20 protein-coding genes are annotated in these 17375 nt (G+C 66.1%); 15 read left to right on the top strand and 5 right to left on the bottom strand.

Going from position 1 to position 17375, the window contains the following annotated elements:
* Positions 1 to 45 precede the first annotated feature (45 nt).
* Positions 46 to 1017 (top strand): hydroxymethylbilane synthase, encoded by a 972-nt coding sequence (hemC, locus tag BraRD5C2_RS17175; RefSeq protein ID WP_223970110.1) that lies wholly within the window; start codon positions 46 to 48, stop codon positions 1015 to 1017.
* A gap of 8 nt (positions 1018 to 1025) precedes the next feature.
* On the opposite strand, the gene BraRD5C2_RS17170 is transcribed toward hemC, so the two are convergent.
* From BraRD5C2_RS17170 to BraRD5C2_RS17160, 3 genes are read right to left on the bottom strand one after another with little or no spacing between them, the layout of a single operon-like run.
* Positions 1026 to 1715, bottom strand: a complete 690-nt coding sequence (locus tag BraRD5C2_RS17170; RefSeq protein WP_223969899.1) for a DUF1045 domain-containing protein — start codon at positions 1713 to 1715, stop codon at positions 1026 to 1028.
* A 20-nt stretch (positions 1716 to 1735) separates the two neighbouring features.
* Positions 1736 to 2908 carry an alpha-D-ribose 1-methylphosphonate 5-triphosphate diphosphatase gene (locus tag BraRD5C2_RS17165; RefSeq protein WP_249788342.1) on the bottom strand — a complete coding sequence of 391 codons (1173 nt, stop codon included), beginning with the start codon at positions 2906 to 2908 and terminating at the stop codon, positions 1736 to 1738.
* Positions 2905 to 3570 (bottom strand): LbetaH domain-containing protein, encoded by a 666-nt coding sequence (locus BraRD5C2_RS17160; RefSeq protein WP_223969897.1) that lies wholly within the window; start codon positions 3568 to 3570, stop codon positions 2905 to 2907. Before BraRD5C2_RS17160 ends, BraRD5C2_RS17165 begins: the two co-directional genes overlap by 4 nt.
* Positions 3571 to 3780: 210 nt before the next feature.
* On the opposite strand from BraRD5C2_RS17160, the gene phnC reads away from it, so the two are divergent.
* From phnC to phnE (BraRD5C2_RS17140), 4 genes are all read left to right on the top strand, one after another.
* Positions 3781 to 4596 (top strand): phosphonate ABC transporter ATP-binding protein, encoded by an 816-nt coding sequence (phnC, locus tag BraRD5C2_RS17155; RefSeq protein ID WP_223969896.1) that lies wholly within the window; start codon positions 3781 to 3783, stop codon positions 4594 to 4596.
* A 76-nt stretch (positions 4597 to 4672) separates the two neighbouring features.
* Positions 4673 to 5608, top strand: coding sequence for a phosphonate ABC transporter substrate-binding protein (gene phnD, locus BraRD5C2_RS17150; protein ID WP_223969895.1), 936 nt, complete (start codon positions 4673 to 4675; stop codon positions 5606 to 5608).
* Positions 5609 to 5686: 78 nt separating this feature from the next.
* Positions 5687 to 6571: a phosphonate ABC transporter, permease protein PhnE gene (gene phnE, locus BraRD5C2_RS17145; RefSeq protein WP_223969894.1), complete on the top strand. Its 885-nt coding sequence runs from the start codon at positions 5687 to 5689 to the stop codon at positions 6569 to 6571.
* Positions 6568 to 7416: a phosphonate ABC transporter, permease protein PhnE gene (gene phnE, locus BraRD5C2_RS17140; RefSeq protein WP_223969893.1), complete on the top strand. Its 849-nt coding sequence runs from the start codon at positions 6568 to 6570 to the stop codon at positions 7414 to 7416. The genes phnE (BraRD5C2_RS17145) and phnE (BraRD5C2_RS17140) overlap by 4 nt, the downstream gene beginning before the upstream one ends.
* Before the next feature lie 78 nt (positions 7417 to 7494).
* Here the strand turns inward: phnE (BraRD5C2_RS17140) and phnF are convergent, their stop codons facing one another.
* Entirely contained in the window at positions 7495 to 8220 is a 726-nt protein-coding gene (gene phnF, locus BraRD5C2_RS17135; protein ID WP_223969892.1) for a phosphonate metabolism transcriptional regulator PhnF, read from the bottom strand.
* Positions 8221 to 8336: 116 nt separating this feature from the next.
* On the opposite strand from phnF, the gene phnG reads away from it, so the two are divergent.
* Genes phnG through BraRD5C2_RS17090 form a run of 9 tightly spaced genes read left to right on the top strand, consistent with a single transcriptional unit; the run spans position 8337 to position 15304 of the window.
* Positions 8337 to 8798 carry a phosphonate C-P lyase system protein PhnG gene (gene phnG / locus BraRD5C2_RS17130; protein ID WP_223969891.1) on the top strand — a complete coding sequence of 154 codons (462 nt, stop codon included), beginning with the start codon at positions 8337 to 8339 and terminating at the stop codon, positions 8796 to 8798.
* Between the two features lie 4 nt (positions 8799 to 8802).
* The gene (gene phnH / locus BraRD5C2_RS17125; protein ID WP_223969890.1) at positions 8803 to 9411 is read left to right on the top strand and encodes a phosphonate C-P lyase system protein PhnH; all 609 of its coding nucleotides are present in this window, start codon (positions 8803 to 8805) and stop codon (positions 9409 to 9411) included.
* Positions 9412 to 9414: 3 nt separating this feature from the next.
* Positions 9415 to 10518 carry a carbon-phosphorus lyase complex subunit gene (locus BraRD5C2_RS17120; RefSeq protein ID WP_223969889.1) on the top strand — a complete coding sequence of 368 codons (1104 nt, stop codon included), beginning with the start codon at positions 9415 to 9417 and terminating at the stop codon, positions 10516 to 10518.
* Positions 10515 to 11399: an alpha-D-ribose 1-methylphosphonate 5-phosphate C-P-lyase PhnJ gene (locus BraRD5C2_RS17115; protein ID WP_223969888.1), complete on the top strand. Its 885-nt coding sequence runs from the start codon at positions 10515 to 10517 to the stop codon at positions 11397 to 11399. Before BraRD5C2_RS17120 ends, BraRD5C2_RS17115 begins: the two co-directional genes overlap by 4 nt.
* Positions 11392 to 12189, top strand: a complete 798-nt coding sequence (phnK, locus tag BraRD5C2_RS17110; protein WP_050423104.1) for a phosphonate C-P lyase system protein PhnK — start codon at positions 11392 to 11394, stop codon at positions 12187 to 12189. Before BraRD5C2_RS17115 ends, phnK begins: the two co-directional genes overlap by 8 nt.
* 8 nt (positions 12190 to 12197) lie before the next feature.
* A complete protein-coding gene (gene phnL / locus BraRD5C2_RS17105; protein WP_223969887.1) occupies positions 12198 to 12896 on the top strand; it encodes a phosphonate C-P lyase system protein PhnL in 699 nt (232 codons plus the stop codon).
* Positions 12897 to 12909: 13 nt separating this feature from the next.
* Complete coding sequence (locus BraRD5C2_RS17100; protein WP_223969886.1) at positions 12910 to 14064, top strand: alpha-D-ribose 1-methylphosphonate 5-triphosphate diphosphatase; 1155 nt, start codon at positions 12910 to 12912, stop codon at positions 14062 to 14064.
* Positions 14061 to 14657 carry a phosphonate metabolism protein/1,5-bisphosphokinase (PRPP-forming) PhnN gene (gene phnN, locus BraRD5C2_RS17095; protein WP_223969885.1) on the top strand — a complete coding sequence of 199 codons (597 nt, stop codon included), beginning with the start codon at positions 14061 to 14063 and terminating at the stop codon, positions 14655 to 14657. Before BraRD5C2_RS17100 ends, phnN begins: the two co-directional genes overlap by 4 nt.
* A 35-nt stretch (positions 14658 to 14692) precedes the next feature.
* Positions 14693 to 15304 (top strand): pyridoxamine 5'-phosphate oxidase family protein, encoded by a 612-nt coding sequence (locus BraRD5C2_RS17090; RefSeq protein ID WP_223969884.1) that lies wholly within the window; start codon positions 14693 to 14695, stop codon positions 15302 to 15304.
* A gap of 12 nt (positions 15305 to 15316) precedes the next feature.
* On the opposite strand, the gene BraRD5C2_RS17085 is transcribed toward BraRD5C2_RS17090, so the two are convergent.
* Complete coding sequence (locus BraRD5C2_RS17085) at positions 15317 to 15916, bottom strand: TetR/AcrR family transcriptional regulator (protein WP_223969883.1); 600 nt, start codon at positions 15914 to 15916, stop codon at positions 15317 to 15319.
* Between the two features lie 204 nt (positions 15917 to 16120).
* Here BraRD5C2_RS17085 and BraRD5C2_RS17080 point away from each other — a divergent pair, with 204 nt between their 5' ends.
* Positions 16121 to 17365 carry an efflux RND transporter periplasmic adaptor subunit gene (locus BraRD5C2_RS17080; protein WP_223969882.1) on the top strand — a complete coding sequence of 415 codons (1245 nt, stop codon included), beginning with the start codon at positions 16121 to 16123 and terminating at the stop codon, positions 17363 to 17365.
* Positions 17366 to 17375: the final 10 nt, after the last annotated feature.

The raw sequence follows: 17375 nt of genomic DNA, 5'->3' as shown, positions 1-17375 counted from the left end.
GCCGTTGATAATCACGCCAGCGGAGCTTTCGTGTCGGGACAGGTTTTGCGGATAGGGACGCGCAAGAGCGCGATGGCGCTCGCGCAGACGGACGAGGTCGCGCGGCTACTGCGCGCCTCGGCGCCGGACCTTGCCGTCGACATCGTCAAGTTCGAGACCCGCGGCGACCAGGACCAGACCAGCAAGCTGTTGCGTCACGGCGGTAAGGGCGGCGCCTTCGTCGCCGAGATCCGCGAGGCCATGCGATCAGGCGCGCTGCAGGCGGCGATGCATTCGCTGAAGGACGTGCCGGGCAATGAGGAAACGCCGGGTCTCGTCCTCGCGGCCATGCTGGCGCGCGATGCGGCCAATGACAGCCTGGTGCTGCGGCCAGGCCTGACGCTGGATGCGTTTCGCGCTGCGCGTGGCAAGGGCTTCATGATCGGCACCAACGCCGTGCGCCGCGCGGCCTATCTGCGCCGGCTGTTTCCGGACGCGACCGTGATCCACTATCGCGGCGCCGCCGACACGCGAGTTGCAAAGCTCGATCGCGGCGACAAGCAGCGGCTGCCCGGTGGCGGCGAGGTGGGGCCGGCGGATGCGCTGGTGATGGCGCGTTCCGGCCTGGAGCGCATCGGCATGACCGCGCGCATCGCGCATGATTTCTCCGTCGACGAGATGCTGCCGGCGGTCGGCCAGGGCATCGTCGCGGTCGAATGCGTCGAGACCGACTGGGCGACGCGGGCCCGGCTTGCCGGCATCGACAACGCGCCGTCGCGGCTTGCCGCCGAGGCCGAGCGCGAGGTGCTGTGGGTGCTCAACGGCCATTGCAATTCGCCGATCGCCGGTCACGCCACGCTCGCCGGAGGCGAACTGACGTTGCGCGCCTCCGTGCTCGACGAGGCCGGGGCCGGCTTCATCGAGGTGACGCGGCGCGGACCGGCGGACCGGCCGCGCGAGCTGGGCCGCGCCGTCGGCATGGAGCTGCTCGCGAAGGGCGCCGCCGAGATCATCGCCCGCACCCGGGTGGAAGAGTAGCGCCGCCGTTACGCCCGCAACGGCCAGCTGCGGATGATGCGGAAGCGCGATGCGCTGTCGGCTTGCTTGAACAGCGCGATGCGGTCGATCGCGAGTGTCGCAAGCTCGATCGCCGCGAACCGTTCGCGCAGCCGCGCCACGATCGGGCCGCGCCGCTCGTCGCTCAGCCGTCCCGTCAGGGTCATGTGGAAGCGGAATTCCTCCATGACGTAAGGATAGCCCCAGCGATCGAGGTAGTCGCGCTGCCGCTCCGTGAGCCGTTCGGGCTTGCGGCGCGCGCGATCTTGCGGCGTCAGCGGCGCACGGAACGCGTCGAATTCGGTGACGCAATCGGCGGCGAGCTGTTGCAGATCCTCCGAGCGGCGCGCCGGGATCACGGCAATGAAGCCGCTGATGGCATCGACAACAGGTTCGATCGCCGGAATGCGCCGCGCGCGGCCGGCGAAGGCGGCGCAGGCGTCAAGCAGCTCGGACTCGTTCCGGCCATCGGCGAGCGCGGTCGGCGCCTTCAGCGTGGCATGAAAACCGTATTTGCGCGGGTCTTCCGTCACCTCGCGCCAGTCGGGCGCAACGCCATCGGGGAACTGCAGATCGTCGCCTGACACGGCATCGTAGCCGAGCAGTGCCGAACCGAAGCGGTGCAGGACGCTGTCGGGTGACGGCGCATAATAGATCGCGTAGCGCGGAGTGTTGGCCATGGCGGCAGAATAGGTCCTGACTATGCTGCCGCAACCGTCTTGCGCGGTGCGAGCGAATGAACGAGGCAGCTCGCATCCGCCAGATGCACCAGCCGTCCGGCTGCAATCGCGGCGACGATGCGCGGCCGCAGCGGCACCTTGTCGTCGACGACGATGATGTCGGCGCGGCGGCCCGCAGCGAGCATGCCGCGATCGGCAAGCCCCGCCGCGCGTGCCGGCGCCGACGAAATCAGGTCCCAGGCTTTGGTGAGCGGCAGGATGCCATCGGCGGCGAGGCGGAACGCGGCGAGCAGTTGTGCCGGATAATAGTAGTCCGACGCCAGCACCGAGCAGAGGCCCTGTGCGATCATGTCGGATGCCTTGGTCCAGCCGGTGTGGCTGCCGCCGCGCACCACATTGGGCGCGCCGAATATGATGAAGTCGCCGGCGGCGGCGGCATCGCGCGCGGTCTCCTCGTTGACCGGGAATTCAGCGATCGTGGCGCCGAGCGCGCGAAACTCCTGGCGCATCGCCGGGCTGTTGTCGTCATGCGAGAGCATGCGAATGTTGGCCGCGCGTGCAGCCGCAGACAGCCGCGCGATCGAGGCCGGCACCTCGGGACGGCGCGCCACGATCCGATCGAGCATGTCGTTGACGGCTTCGATGGAGAGCCCGGTGCGTTCGGCGAGCTGGTTGCGCTTCTTCGGCTTGACGTTGCTGTGGTCGTTGAAGGCGAACAGGTCGATGCGGCCTTCGCTGAGCCATTGAATGATCTCGGCCTCGGCCTCGAGATTGTGGGTCTCGTGGCGCAGATGGAAGCGGGTATCGGCGGCGAGCTGTGGCCGCAGCGCCTCGATCGCATCGAGCAGCTTGCGTGCATTCTCCGCGCTGCGTAGACCGGGCTCCCACGACCAGGTCGTACCATGGAACACGGTGGTGATGCCGTTGGCGATCGCCTGCCGGTCGCTGTCGATTAGCGCGACGTCGGTCGGGAAATCGACGCTGGGGCGCGGCATCATCTGCCGCTCGAACGCGTCGCCGTGCAGATCGATGATGCCGGGCAGCACCAAGAGGCCGCCGGCATTGATGTGGAGCGCCGCGCGGCCCTGTTCGGCGTCGAGCGCGCCAATGTCGCGGCCTGAGGTCCGCAGCGAGGTCTCGACCAACGCACCGTCAACCAGCGTGCGTCCGCCTTCAATGAAAATGTCCGTCACCTTACGGCGCTCCATTGCTTGTTCTGTGATTGGGATACGGCCTCGGCCTCATACTTGTCGGGGAATTCCTCGACCGCGAGCTTGCGGAAGTCGGGCAGGACACGACGAAGTGTTTCGTGATCCCAGTCCCACCACGCGAGCGCTGTGAGGCGATCCGCTGTTGTCTCGGAGAAGCGCCGCTTGACCGGACGCGCCGGATTACCGGCAACGATGGTGTAGGCGGGCACATCCTTGGTCACGATCGCGCCGGCGGCAACCACGGCGCCGGTTCCGACGTTGCGGCCCGGCAGCAGGATCGCGCCATGACCGATCCAGACGTCATGGCCGATATGCACGCGATGCGCACGTCGCCAGTTGAAGAAGTCGGTGTCGTCGCTCTCTCCGGGAAAATAGGCGCTGGCGCGGTAGGTGAAATGTGCCTGCGTCGCGCGATGCATCGGGTGGTTGCCGGGATTGATGCGGGTCATCGCCGCGATCGAGCAGAATTTTCCGATCGAGGTGTAGGTGATCTGGCTGTCGTTCACGACGTAGGAATAGTCATCCATGCTGACTTCAAGCAGGATCGTGCGCGCGCCGACTTCGGTATATTTGCCGAGCTTGCTCTCGCGCACCGACGCGGTCGGGTCGATCGTCGGCACAACCGAGAGTGTTTTTCCGGCCATCGGGGCCTCCGCAAATCTTGTAAGTCTTTGGCTTCCGGGGAGATGCGCGCTCGTCATCGAGATGCTTGATGACAACATCATGACGCTGCGATGACGTCAAACGAACGACGAGGCAGGGGTGTGGACGATCGCCGCACTGCAACGCCACGTCACATAACTGTCAAGCACCGGGGATAGCGATGGCCCAACACGACGCGGTTGGAGCATTGCATGCTGGTGGTGGAAGGTTTGACGTGCCGGTTCGGCACAAAAGCCGCAGTCGATAACGCATCCTTTTCGATCGCGCCGGGCAGCTTTGTCGGCGTGATCGGCCGCTCCGGTGCCGGCAAGTCGACCTTGCTGCGGATGATCAACCGTCTCGCCGATCCGACCTCCGGCCGTATCCTGTTTGAAGGCACCGATGTGACCGCGCTGCGCGGCAAGGCGCTGCGGCAGTGGCGAGCGCGCTCGGCGATGATCTTCCAGCAGTTCAATCTCGTCGGCCGTCTCGACGTGCTGACCAATGTGCTGATGGGCCGGCTTGCCCAGATCCCGTCATGGCGTTCGCTGGCGCAGGTCTGGCCGGAGCAGGACAGGGCGCTCGCGCTGTCCGCGCTCGATCAGTTCGACATCGCCCAGCTCGCGGCGCAGCGCGCCGACCAGCTGTCCGGCGGCCAGCAGCAGCGAGTCGCGATTGCTCGCGCGCTGGTGCAGGAGCCCGACATCATTCTTGCGGACGAGCCGATCGCCTCGCTCGATCCGCGCAACACCAAGATCGTGATGGACGCGCTGCTGCGCATCAACAAGCATTTCGGCATCACGGTGCTCTGCAACCTGCACTCGCTCGATCTGGCGCGGACCTATTGCGACCGCCTGGTCGGCATGGCGGCAGGACGCGTGGTGTTCGACGGCGCCCCCGTAGCGCTGACCGACCATATCGCCCGCGAACTCTATGACCTCGAGGCCAATGATGTCATGGGCGGCGCGCCAATGCCCGCGCCGGACGGCGCGACCGTTCCGGCGCTCGGCACCGCTGCCGCAGCCTGAGCGGCGCGCATCTTCCAATCTGCGAGGCCGGGCGTCTTGCCCGGCCAACAGGTATAACTGCAAAAGAGGGGTAGTCATGTTCACTCGTCGCATCATTCTGGCCGGCGCCGCCGCACTGGCGTTCACGGGCTCGGCATTCGCGCAGGACTGGAAAGCAAAATATCCCGAGCTCACCTTCGCGGTGGTGCCGGCCGAGAACGCCTCCGGCGTCACCGAGCGCTGGACGCCGTTCGTGGCCTATCTGTCGAAGGAGCTCGGCGTGAAGGTCACGCTTCGCATTGCCAACGACTACGCGGCCGTCATCGAGGGGCAGCGCGCCGGTAACATCCAGATCGCCAGCTACGGCTCGGCTTCGTTCGCGCGGGCCCGCTTGACCGGCGTCAAGACCGATGCCTTCGCCAACGACATCAACGCTGACGGTTCGACCGGCTATTACTCTGTATTCTTCGTCAAGGCGTCGAGCCCGTACAAGAGCGTCGACGATCTGAAGGGCAAGAACCTCGGCCTGGTCGATCCGAACTCGACCTCCGGCAACAACGTGCCGCGCTTCGAGCTCGACAAGATGGGCATCGCCGACGCCGACACCTATTTTGGCAAGGTCGTGTTCACCGGCAGCCATGAGAATGCGGTCCTCGCGCTGGCGCAGGGCACCGTCGACATGGCCGCCAACCAGTGGACCAGCGACGACGATTCCACACTCGCACAAATGCTGACCAAGGGCATGCTGAAGAACGCCGACGGTTCGGCGATGAAGAAGGACGACTTCCGCATCATCCACAAGTCGGCGCCGATCATCAACGGGCCGTACGCCTACAACGCCGATCTTCCGGAAGACCTGAAGGCTGCGATCGCAAAGGCCTTCTTCGAGGCTCCGACCAAGGACAAGGCGGCTTTCGAGCGTCTCTCCGACGGCCAGAAGAAGGGCTTTCATCCCGCCACCACCAAGGACTGGGATGGCACCGTCGAGCTGATCAAGTTCGTCGACAATCTGCGCAAGAAGAAGGCGAGCTGATCGCCTGACGTCACGAAGGCCGGGCTCGATCGCCCGGCCTTCTCTCCTCTCAACTCCGAACCGGACTGGCACGCGCCGATGGCGACCGCCGTATCCATTCTTCCGGCGCAGCAACTGGCCACGCTGGAAGACGCCTACCGCAGGTCCGTGGCGCGCAAACGGCTGAAAGCTGCGCTGGCGACGGCGATATTCTGCGCGGCGCTACTGATCGCGGCGTTCGGCGCGGAGGTGAACCTGCGCACGCTGTTCACCTATTTCGGCAACTTCGTCAGCTATTTCGACCGCATCCTGACGCTCGAATCGGGCGCCCGGGTCTGGACCGATTTTCCCGAATGGTTCTGGGGCTGGCAGAAATGGCTGAAGATGCTCGGCGAGACGATCCTGATCAGCTATGTCGGCACGCTGACCGGCGCCGTGTTCGCCTTCGCGCTGAATTTCTTCGCCGCCCAGAACACCTCGCCGGGACCGTGGGTGCGCTTTGTCATCCGTCGCCTGCTCGAATTCGCCCGCACCGTGCCGGGCATCGTGTTCGCGCTGATCTTCGTGATCGCGTTCGGCCTCGGGCCGATGGCCGGCGTGCTGGCGATCGCGATCCACACCACCGGGGCGCTCGGCAAGCTGTTCGCCGAGATCGTCGAGAATGCCGACATGAAGCCGGTCGAGGGCATCCGCTCCACCGGCGCGAGCTGGCTGTCCTGCATGCGCTTTGCCGTGTTGCCGCAGGTCTCGGCGGGCTACGCCAGCTACGCGCTGCTGCGCTTCGAGATCAACGTCCGCGAGGCGTCGGTGATGGGCTTCGTCGGCGCCGGCGGCATCGGGCAGGAGCTCGTGGTCGCGATCCGCAAGTTCTACTATTCCGACGTCAGCGCCATTCTCGTCACCATCATCGTCACCGTCTTCATCATCGACATCTCGACCGGCTGGCTGCGCGGCCGGCTGTTCGGCAAGGAGACCCGGCGATGAGCCAGCTGCCGAAGCCGGACACCGCGGAACTGCGTGCGAAATATCCCGGCGTGTTCGAACGCCCGGCGTCGGCGCGGCTGGCGCTGCCGGCGATGATCGCAGCGGCGGTCGGGATCTTCGTCTACGGCCTGGTCGATCTCGATTTTTCGCCGACGAAGCTGATCACGGGGATGAGCCAACTCGGCTGGATCACCATGATGATGATCCCGCCGAATCCCGGCGCATCGTTCCCGCTCTACATGCAGGCGCTCGGCGAGACGCTGTCGATCGCGCTGCTCGGGACCACGCTTGCGGCGCTGTTCGCGCTGCCGGTCAGCCTGCTGGCGGCGCGCAACGTCATTCCCTCGAACCTGATCCGCTTTCCGGTGCGCCGCTTCCTGGATTCGATCCGTGGCGTCGATACGCTGATCTGGGCGCTGGTCTGGATCAACGTCGTCGGCCTCGGCCCGTTCGCCGGCGTGCTGGCGATCATGGTCTCCGACTTCGGCGCGTTCGGAAAGCTGTTCTCGGAGGCGATCGAGGCAGCGGATCGCAAGCAGGTCGAGGGCATCCGCGCCTCCGGCGGCAACGCGTTGCATGAAATCCGCTTCGGCCTGCTGCCGCAGGTGCTGCCGGTGATCGCCGGCCAGGTGCTCTACTTCATCGAGTCGAACACCCGTTCGGCCACCATCATCGGCATCGTCGGCGCCGGCGGCATCGGGCTACAGCTCGCCGAGCAGATCCGCGTGCTGGAATGGCAGAAGGTGTCGTTCCTGATCCTAATGATCCTGATCGCGGTCGCCGCGATCGACTTCATCTCGAGCAAGCTGCGCTTTGCCATCATCGGGCAACGGGCCGTGGTGTAGCTTGCCGCGCGCTCAATCCTTCTCCCCTTGTGGGAGAAGGTGGCGCGAAAGCGGTGCACCGTCAGTGTGGCGGCACGCTCAGCTATTCTCGACGAGAAACTCGACGCGCTCGGCGGCAAAGCGCGAGCGTTTGGTCACCAGCGGGCGATCCAGCATGTCGACGTCGGTGGCGTCGACCACCAGCACCGGCCGGCCCAGCGGCAAATCGAGCCGTGCAGCGTCGGTCGCATCGGCAATCGCCGCGGTAATTCGGGTCGAGGCGCGGCGGTAGTCCCTCACGCCGAAATGCCCGAGCAGCTTGGTCATCGAGCGAACATCGGCGAATACGCTGCCGGCATCGGGAAACCGCTCGGCCGACAGCCAGGTAGTCGAAACACAGATCGGCGTCCGGTCGGCGAGCCGCACCGCCTCGATCCGGATCAGCGGCGCACCGATCTTCAGGCCGAGCTCGCGCGCGATCTCGCGATTGGCGACGTCGCTGCCTGCATCGATCAGTTGGCCGCGCGGCTCGTGGCCGCCGGCGCCGACGATCTCGGAGAATCGCGTGCGTGAGCGTAGCGGATAGGCAAGGCGCTGAGCTTCGACATAGGTGCCGCTGCCGCGCTCGGCGCGCACCAGGCCGCGCTCCGCCAATGCGGCGAGCGCCCGCCGCACAGTGTGGCGGTTGACCCGGTAAGTCTCGGCGATCTCCATCTCGCCGGGCAGCTTTTCGCCCGCAGCAAAGCGGCCGTCGGCGATGCCGCGCTCGATGCCGTCAGCGACTTGCCGCCACAAGGCGACGCCAGAACTTTCCTGCATGCTCATGGCGCGGTGATACCAGAAATCTTCGGTTTGTCACGAAACAGTCATGGCGCTCGGCTATCAAGTTGTCTATTATCATAGACAACTTGATGCAAGCAAGGTTGCCCATGAATCCGACCATGAGTTCGACCGGACCAGACAGCAAACAGGCCCAGCGCAAGGCCGCGATGACGGTGCTGGCGCACTCCGCTGCGGCCGACATCGCAGGCAGGCTGGCGGCGATCGCGGTGCCCAGCCATGAGAACCTGCGCGAGCCGGAGAACGGCCTCGTGATGATGCGCGGGCGGATCGGCGGTGACGGTGCGCCATTCAATCTCGGCGAGGCGACGGTGTCGCGCGCGGCGGTGCGGCTTGTGACCGGTGAGGTCGGCTTCGGCTACACGCTCGGCCGCGACGCGCACAAGGCGCAGATGATCGCGCTGTGCGACGCCATGGTGCAGTCCGCGGAGCTGTCCGGCGAGGTGGAAGCGAAGGTGATCGCGCCGCTGCGTGTCGCCATGAATGCCGAGCGCAGCCGCAAGGCCGCCGAGACCGCGGCGACGCGGGTTGATTTCTACACGATGGTGCGCGGTGAGGGGTGATGCAATGACGACGATTGCCGAAATGCCCGCAGGGTTTGCCGACAAGGTGCTGTCGGCGCAGTCCACGTTTCGCTCCGTGATGGATGCGATGGCGCGCCCGGGCAGCGTGCAGCGCGTCGCCGCTGATGTCGGAACGCCCGCCGACATGATGCGCGGCTCGGCCGCGATCGCGCTGACGCTGTTCGACCACGACACGCCGGTCTGGCTCGATGCCGCGATGTCGGCAACGCCGGATGTCGCGCGCTGGCTGAAGTTTCACGCCAGCGCGCCGGTGGTCGTGGATTCCGCGATCGCAAGCTTCGCGCTGATCGGCGATGCCGCGAACCTGCCGGCGCTGGAGCATTTCGCGTTCGGCAGCAACGAATATCCTGACCGCTCCACCACGCTGATCCTGCAGGTCGACAGTCTGACGCAGGGCCCGGCCTTCGAGCTGAAGGGGCCCGGCATCGACGGCAGCACGCTGTTGCAGGCGATGATCAAGCCGCGCGACCTGTTCCAGCGGCTGTCGATCAACGAAGCGCTGTTCCCGCGCGGCATCGACGTCGTGCTGGTCCACGACGACAATATTGTCGCGATCCCGCGCACCACGCGGCTGATCGCAAGCGGAGTGTGAGCGATGTATGTAGCCGTCAAGGGAGGCGAGCGCGCCATCGAGAACGCTCATCGGCTGCTGGCGCATGAGCGGCGCGGCGATCGCGATGTGCCCGAGGTGACGCTGGCGCAGATCTCCGAGCAGCTCGCGCTCGGCGTCGACCGCGTGATGACCGAAGGCTCGCTCTACGATCGCGAACTTGCGGCGCTCGCGATCAAGCAGGCGCGGGGCGACATGATCGAGGCGATCTTCCTGGTTCGCGCCTTCCGCGCCACGCTGCCGCGTTTCGGCGCCACCGAACCGGTCAACACCGGCGAGATGCTGGTGCGGCGGCGCATCTCCTCGACCTTCAAGGACGTTCCGGGCGGTCAGATCCTGGGGCCGACCTTCGACTACACCCATCGCCTGCTCGATCCGCAGCTCGCGGAAGGGTTTGTGCCGGAGCAGCCGGCGACCGCCGAAGCCTCGCAGGCGGCGACGCCGCGGGTCACCGACATTCTCGGCCGAGACGGCTTGATCGAATCGTCACCGCAGGCAGATCTTGACGCGCCGGTCGGCGACCTCACGCGCGAGCCGCTGAACTTCCCGGCCGATCGCGATTTGCGGCTGCAGAATCTGGCGCGCGGCGACGAGGGTTTTCTGCTGGCGCTCGGCTATTCGACGCAGCGCGGCTATGGCCGCAACCATCCCTTCGCCGGCGAGATCCGTTTCGGCGAAGTCGAGGTTGAATTCTTTGCCGAAGACGTCGGCTTCGCGGTGCCGCTCGGCTCGATCGAGCTGACCGAGTGCCAGATGGTCAACCAGTTCAAGGGCTCGACGACCGAGGCGCCGTGCTTCACCCGCGGCTATGGCCTCGCCTTCGGCAAGAGCGAGCGCAAGACCATGTCGATGGCGCTGGTCGACCGCGCGCTGCGCGCACGCGAGCTGGGCGAAGAGGCGGCGGCGCCGGCGCAGGACGAGGAGTTCGTGATGTCGCACTCCGACAATGTCCAGTCGACCGGCTTCGTCGAGCATCTCAAGCTGCCGCACTACGTCGACTTCCAGTCCGAGCTCGGTCTGCTCCGCAAGCTGCGGCAGGAATTCGCGGAGGCCAACGAGGCCGTGGAAATGCAGGAGGCCGCGGAATGAACGCGCCGACATACAATTTCGCCTATCTCGACGAGCAGACCAAGCGGATGATCCGCCGCGCGATCCTGAAGGCGATTGCAATCCCCGGCTATCAGGTGCCGTTCGCGAGCCGCGAGATGCCCATGCCCTATGGCTGGGGCACCGGTGGCGTGCAGGTGACGGCGGCAATCCTCGGTCCCGACGACGTGCTGAAGGTGATCGACCAGGGCTCGGACGACACCACCAACGCGATCTCGATCCGCAAGTTCTTCGGCAAGACCGCGGGGGTTGCGACCACGACCTCGACGACGGACGCGACCGTAATCCAGACCCGGCACCGCATTCCCGAGGCGTCGCTGCACGCCGGACAGATTCTGGTCTATCAGGTGCCGATCCCCGAGCCGTTGCGCTTCCTCGAACCGCGCGAGACCGAGACACGGCGCATGCACGCGCTCGCCGAATACGGCCTGATGCATGTCAAGCTCTATGAGGACATCGCGCGCTTCGGCCACATCGCGACCGCCTACGCCTATCCGGTGAAGGTGAATGCCCGCTACGTGATGGACCCGTCGCCGACGCCGAAATTCGACAATCCGAAGATGGACAATTGTGCCGCCTTGCAGCTGTTCGGCGCCGGCCGCGAGAAGCGCATCTACGCGATCCCGCCCTATACCACCGTGGTCTCGCTGGATTTCGAGGATCACCCGTTCACGCGCTACCGCTTCAACGCGCCCTGCGCGCTGTGCGGCGCTGACGACTCCTATCTCGACGAGATCGTCACCGACGACAAGGGCGGGCGCATGTTCGTCTGCTCCGACACCGACTTCTGCGAGCAGCGCCAGGCCGCCGGCCATCACGGCACCGAGAGCGCGGCGCCGCACAAGGAGAAGGCGCATGTCTGAGCTCTCGAGCCTCGACAACGATCAGCCGCTGCTGGTGGCCGAGGGGCTTGCCAAGAACTACGGCCGGCTCCCGGCCTGCCGCGACGTCTCGTTCGCGCTCTATCCCGGTGAGGTGCTGGCGATCGTCGGCGAGTCCGGGTCGGGCAAGTCGACGCTGCTGCAACTGCTCTCCGCGCAGCTGGCGCCGAGCGCGGGGCGGGTGTCCTACCGGATGCGCGACGGCGTGCTGCGCGATCTCGCCGAGCTTGGCGAAGCCGAGCGGCGCTTCCTGTTCCGCACCGACTGGGGCTTTGTGCACCAGGACCCGGCCCAGGGCCTGCGCATGGGCGTCTCGGCCGGCGCCAATGTCGGCGAGCGGCTGATGGCGGTCGGCTGGAATCACTATGGTCGTATCAGAGACACCGCGTCGACCTGGCTCGACCGCGTCGAGATCGATGTCGGCCGCATCGACGATGCGCCGAAGACCTATTCCGGAGGCATGCGGCAGCGGCTGCAGATCGCGCGGAATCTCGTCACCGAGCCGCGGCTGGTGTTCATGGACGAGCCAACCGGCGGCCTCGACGTCTCGGTGCAGGCGCGGCTGCTCGACCTGATGCGCAACCTCGTCAGCGAGCTCGGCCTCGCCGCCATCGTCGTAACCCACGATCTCGCGGTCGCGCGGCTGCTGTCGCATCGCGTGATGGTGATGAAGGGCGGCCGCGTCATCGAGACTGGTCTCACCGACCAGGTGCTCGACGATCCCCGCGAGCCGTATACGCAGCTGCTCGTATCCTCGATACTGCCGCCATGAGCTTGCCAATGACCGCGATGATCGAACTTGCCAACGCCGAGAAGACCTTCACCATGCATCTGCAGGGCGGCGTCGAGCTGCCCGTGGTGCGCGGCGTCTCGTTCCACGCTGATCCCGGCGAATGCGTGGTGCTGGCGGGCCCGTCGGGCGCCGGCAAATCCTCGATCCTGAAGATGATCTTCGGCAACTATCGCTGCGACAGCGGCCGGATCGGCATCCGCCATCGCGGCAAGGTGGTCGACCTCGCCACCGCCGAGCCGCGCCAGGTGTTGAGCATCCGCCGCTCGACGATCGGCTATGTCAGCCAGTTCCTGCGCGCGGTGCCGCGGGTGGCGACGATCGACGTCGTCGCCGAGCCGTTGATCGCCAACGGCGTAGCGCGCGAGGAAGCTCGCGAACGCGCCGGGAAACTGCTGCGTCGCCTCAACATCCCGGAGCGGCTGTGGACCTTGCCGCCCTCGACCTTCTCCGGCGGCGAGCAGCAGCGCGTCAACATCGCGCGCGGCTTCATCTCGGACCTGCCGATCCTGCTGCTGGACGAGCCGACCGCTTCGCTCGATGCGGCGAATCGCGCAGTGGTGGTCGAGCTGGTTGCGGAGAAAAAGACCAAGGGCGTCGCGATGGTCGCGATTGTCCATGACGACGAAATCCGCCATCTGATTGCCGACCGTATCGTGGACGTGACCTCGTTCGCCGCTGCTGCCTGAAGGACCGTTTGAAATGACCGCCAAGCAAGACACCATCATCGGCAACGCCCGGCTGGTCCTCGCCGATCGCGTGATCGAGCAGGGCTGGGTTGCGATCGCTGACGGCAAGATCGCCGAGTTCGGTGAGGGCAGGGCGCCCGAGGCAGCGGAGGACGCCGGCGGCGATCTCCTGATGCCCGGGCTGATCGAGCTGCACACAGACCATCTCGAGATGCACTACGTGCCGCGGCCAAAAGTGTTCTGGAACCCGGTCGCTGCGGTGATCTCCTATGACGGGCAGCTCGCGACCTCGGGCATTACCACCGTGCTGGATTCGCTGCGGGTCTGGCGCGAGGACGGCGCCGAGGATGTCGACGGCCGCGCCGGCGTGCTGGCGGCAGCGATCTCGGCCGCGCGCGAGGAGAATCTGCTGCGTGCTGATCACTTCCTGCATCTGCGCTGCGAAGTGCCGATGCCGGATGTCGTCGCCGAGGCCGAGGAGCTGATCGACCGGCCCGACGTGCGGCTGATGTCGCTGATGGATCATACGCCGGGTCAGCGCCAGTTCCGCGACGAGGTGAAGCTGCGCGATTACTACCGCGGCAAGGGCGGTGGCATGACCGATGCCCAGCTCGACGTGCTGTTCGCCCGGCGCTTCGCCTATCAGAAGGAATATGCCGTGGCCAACACCCGCGCGATCGTCGCGCTGGCGCATCAGTACAAGATTCCGCTCGCGAGCCACGACGACACCACGGATGAGAACGTGGTCGACGCCGTCAACGACAAGGTCGCGGTCGCGGAATTCCCGACCACGATGGAAGCGGCGCGCGGTCTGCACGCCGCCGGCATCGACATCCTGATGGGCGCGCCGAACGTGGTGCGTGGCGGCTCCCACTCCGGCAACATCGCCGCCGTCGACCTCGCCAATGAGGGCATGCTCGATATCCTGTCGTCGGACTACATCCCGTCGAGCCTCTTGATGGCGGCGCTGCAACTGCCGCGGCATGTGCCGGCGATCGATCTTGCGTCCGCTGTCCGCACCGTGACCAAGACGCCGGCTGAGGCGGTTGGCCTGTCCGATCGCGGCGCGATCGCGGTCGGCAGGCGCGCCGATCTGATCCGCGTGCACGTCGCGCGCGATCTGCCTGTTGTGCGCAGCGTCTGGCGCGAAGGAGCCAGGGTCGCATGAGCGAAGTCCCTGTCGCCACCGCGCAGCACGCCACCTCGATCGGTCCTGGCCGGTTGATCCTGGTGGTCGGCCCGAGCGGCGCCGGCAAGGATACGCTGCTGGGGCTGGCGAAGGCCGCCTGCGCCGATGACCGCGACATCGTGTTTCCCCGCCGCCTGATCACCCGCCAGGCCTCGGCGTCGGAAGACAATGAAGAGGTCAGTGCGGAGACCCTCCAGCGTGCGGTCGCCGCCGGTGATTACGCCATGCATTGGGAAGCGCATGGCCATCGCTACGCGCTGTCGCGAGCGATCAACGATGAGATCCGCGCCGGGCGCACCGTGGTCGCGAATGTCTCCCGCACGGTGATCGCGGCCGCCCGCCGCAATTATGCCAATGCCGTGGTTGTCTCGATCACGGCGCCGCCGGATGTGCTGGCGGCGCGGCTGGCTGCGCGGGCACGCAGCAGCGACGGCCTGCTCGCGCAGCGGCTGGCCCGCACCGTCGACGAAAGCGCGTCGATACCTGATTTCACCATCGTCAATTCCGGCACCGCCGACTATCACGCGCGACAGCTTGTCCGCATCATCAAGGGCGAGCGCTGGGACGAGTAGCAAGAGACGACCAGCCACAAAGGAGAACAGCACGAATGTCGGTGATTTCCACGATCGAGCAGCTTGAGGCGATCTACGGCTTCCCGAATGACGCGTCGACCGTGAAGGTCGCCGATCACGTGACGCCGCTCTATCGTGTGCTCATCGAGAAGTCGCCGTTCGTGTCGCTTGCGACCTCAGGGCCCGAGGGGCTCGACTGCTCGCCGCGCGGCGACCTGCCGGGCTTCGTGCGCATCCATGATTCGAAAACGCTGATGATGCCGGATCGCCGCGGCAACAATCGCTGCGATTCGCTGCGCAATATCGTTCGCGATCCTCGCGTCGGGCTGTTGTTCCTGATTCCGGGCTCGGGCAGCACGCTGCGCGTCAATGGCCGCGCCTATGTCTCGGCTGAGCCGGAGCTGCTCGCCTCCTTCAAGATGGAAGGCAAGGCGCCGCGTACGGTGATCGTGATGAATGTGGACGAGATCTACTTCCAGTGCGCCCGCGCGATCGTGCGTTCCGACCTCTGGAATCCGGACAAGCAGGTCGATTCAAAGGCGCTGCCGACACCAGGTCAGATCCTCGCCGAGATGAGCGAGCACACGGTCGGCGGCGAGACATACGATCGCGAATGGCCGGAGCGCGCGCGCCAGACCATGTGGTGACGAAAGAAGCGCTCAGGCCTTCGCCTGCTCATCGAACGCCTTCAGCGACACCGCCGCGATCTCGCGCAGCGTGTTGCGGTCGGCGCCCGAGGAGGCCATCACGCACATGCCGGATGTGACCGCGGAGAGATAGCGAGCAAGCGTGACCGGATCGGCGTTCTCGCCGAGGTCGCGTTCGGCCTTGGCGCGGACAAAGCGCTCGCGCAGCTGGTCTTCGGTGCGGGTGCGGCGCGCCGCCAGTTCGAACGGAACATTTTCCGAGCCGGTGCCGCAGGCAAGGCCGCCCTGGACCAGCAGACAACCGGGCGGGTTGGCGGGATCGGTCTGGGCGTCCGCGTGCTCCATCAGGAATCCTTCGGCTACCTCTCGCGCAGTCGAGGCGCCCACAACCTTTTCCATCCAGGCGTCGCGCTTTTCGGAATAGCGGTCGAGCGCGGCCTTCAGCAGACCTTCCTTGCTGCCGAAGGCGGCGTAGAGGCTGGGCGGATTGATGCTCATCGCCTCGGTGAGCTGGGCGATCGTGGTCCCCTCGTAACCGTGGCGCCAGAATACGTCCATGGCCCGGTCCAAAGCGGCATCGGCGTCGAAGGCGCGGGGGCGTCCCATTCCCATTTTCAGTTACTCCGTAAGCCGGGTGCCGGTTCCGTGACAGCTTGTCTCTGGCTTATCCTATTGTTGCACGTGATGTTTTTCCGCGTCTTCCCATTTCCCCACGGATGAGATAATAAATTCATAGTGCTCGATACATAAGTATCTTGCGAACCGGCGTCCAGCTCCACATTTGTAGCGAACACTACAAATCTCTGGAGCGCGTGAATGCCCTCGTCAACCCAAAATCCCCGTTCCGGCCGTTTCCGACGCGTTGTCGGTGGCGTCGTGATTCTCGGCGCCCTCGCGGTGGTCGGTTCGATCGCGACCGGCCACTATTTCCACGCTGCGCAGGCGACCGCGGCCGCTGCCGCCCCTGAACCCGCGGTGCCGGTGACCGTCGCCGTGATCCAGCCGCGGCCGACCACCCTGTTCGATGACTTCTCGGGCCGGCTCGAAGCCGTCGACCGCGTCCAGTTGCGGCCGCGGGTGGCGGGCGCGATCCTGGCGACCAACTTCACCGAGGGCGCGCTCGTGAAGTCCGGCGATATCCTGTTCAAGATCGACCCCGCGCCTTACGCGGCCGAGGTCGACCGGGCCCAGGCGCAGCTTGAGGCGGCCAAGGCCCGCGTGGTCTTCACCACGAGTGAAGTCGAGCGCGGCGCACAGCTGGTCGGCAACAACATCGTCACCAAGCGCGATTTCGACCAGCGTGACAACGCCAATCGCGAGGCGATCGCAAACGTCAAGGCCGCCGAAGCCGCGCTGCAGACCGCAAAGCTCAATCTCGACTACACCGAGGTCCGCGCACCGGTAGACGGCCGGGTCGGCAGGATCGAGATCACGGTCGGCAATCTCGTCGCGGCAGGCACCTCGTCGCCGGTCCTGACCTCGCTGGTCTCGGTCAATCCGATCTATGCGAGCTTCGATGCGGATGAGGAGGTCGTGCTGCGCGCGCTGAACTCGATCGCGGACGCTTCCGGCAAGCGCGGCAATCTCGATCAGATCCCGGTCGACATGGTGACGTCGGGCGGCCTCAGCGCCAAGGGGCACATCCAGCTCATCGACAACCAGGTCAACGGGCAGAGCGGCACCATCCGGGTCCGCGCCGTGTTCAAGAACGAAGACGGCCGGCTGATCCCGGGGCAGTTTGCCCGCGTGCGCATGGGCCAGCCCAAGCAGCAGACGATGGTGCTGATCGACGAGCGCGCCGTCGGCACCGACCAGGACAAGAAGTTCGTCATGCTGGTCGGCGAGGACAGCCGCGCCGTGTACCGTTCCGTCACGCTCGGCGGCGCGGTCGATGGCCTGCGGATCGTCACCACCGGCCTGAAATCCGGCGACCGCATCGTCGTCAACGGCCTGCAGCGCGTGCGTCCCGGCGCACTTCTGAAGATGGAAGTCGCCGAGATGGGCGCGCGCGGCATGCAACAGGCATCCACTGAAACCAACCAGCACGTCGTGCAGCGCTAGGCGCTGCACG

Origin of the sequence: Bradyrhizobium sp. RD5-C2 (assembly GCF_019972155.1) — a bacterium.
Classification (GTDB): domain Bacteria; phylum Pseudomonadota; class Alphaproteobacteria; order Rhizobiales; family Xanthobacteraceae; genus Bradyrhizobium.
The sequence above is the reverse complement of the archived record's forward strand: the minus strand, read 5'-3'. Positions and strand labels throughout refer to the sequence as shown.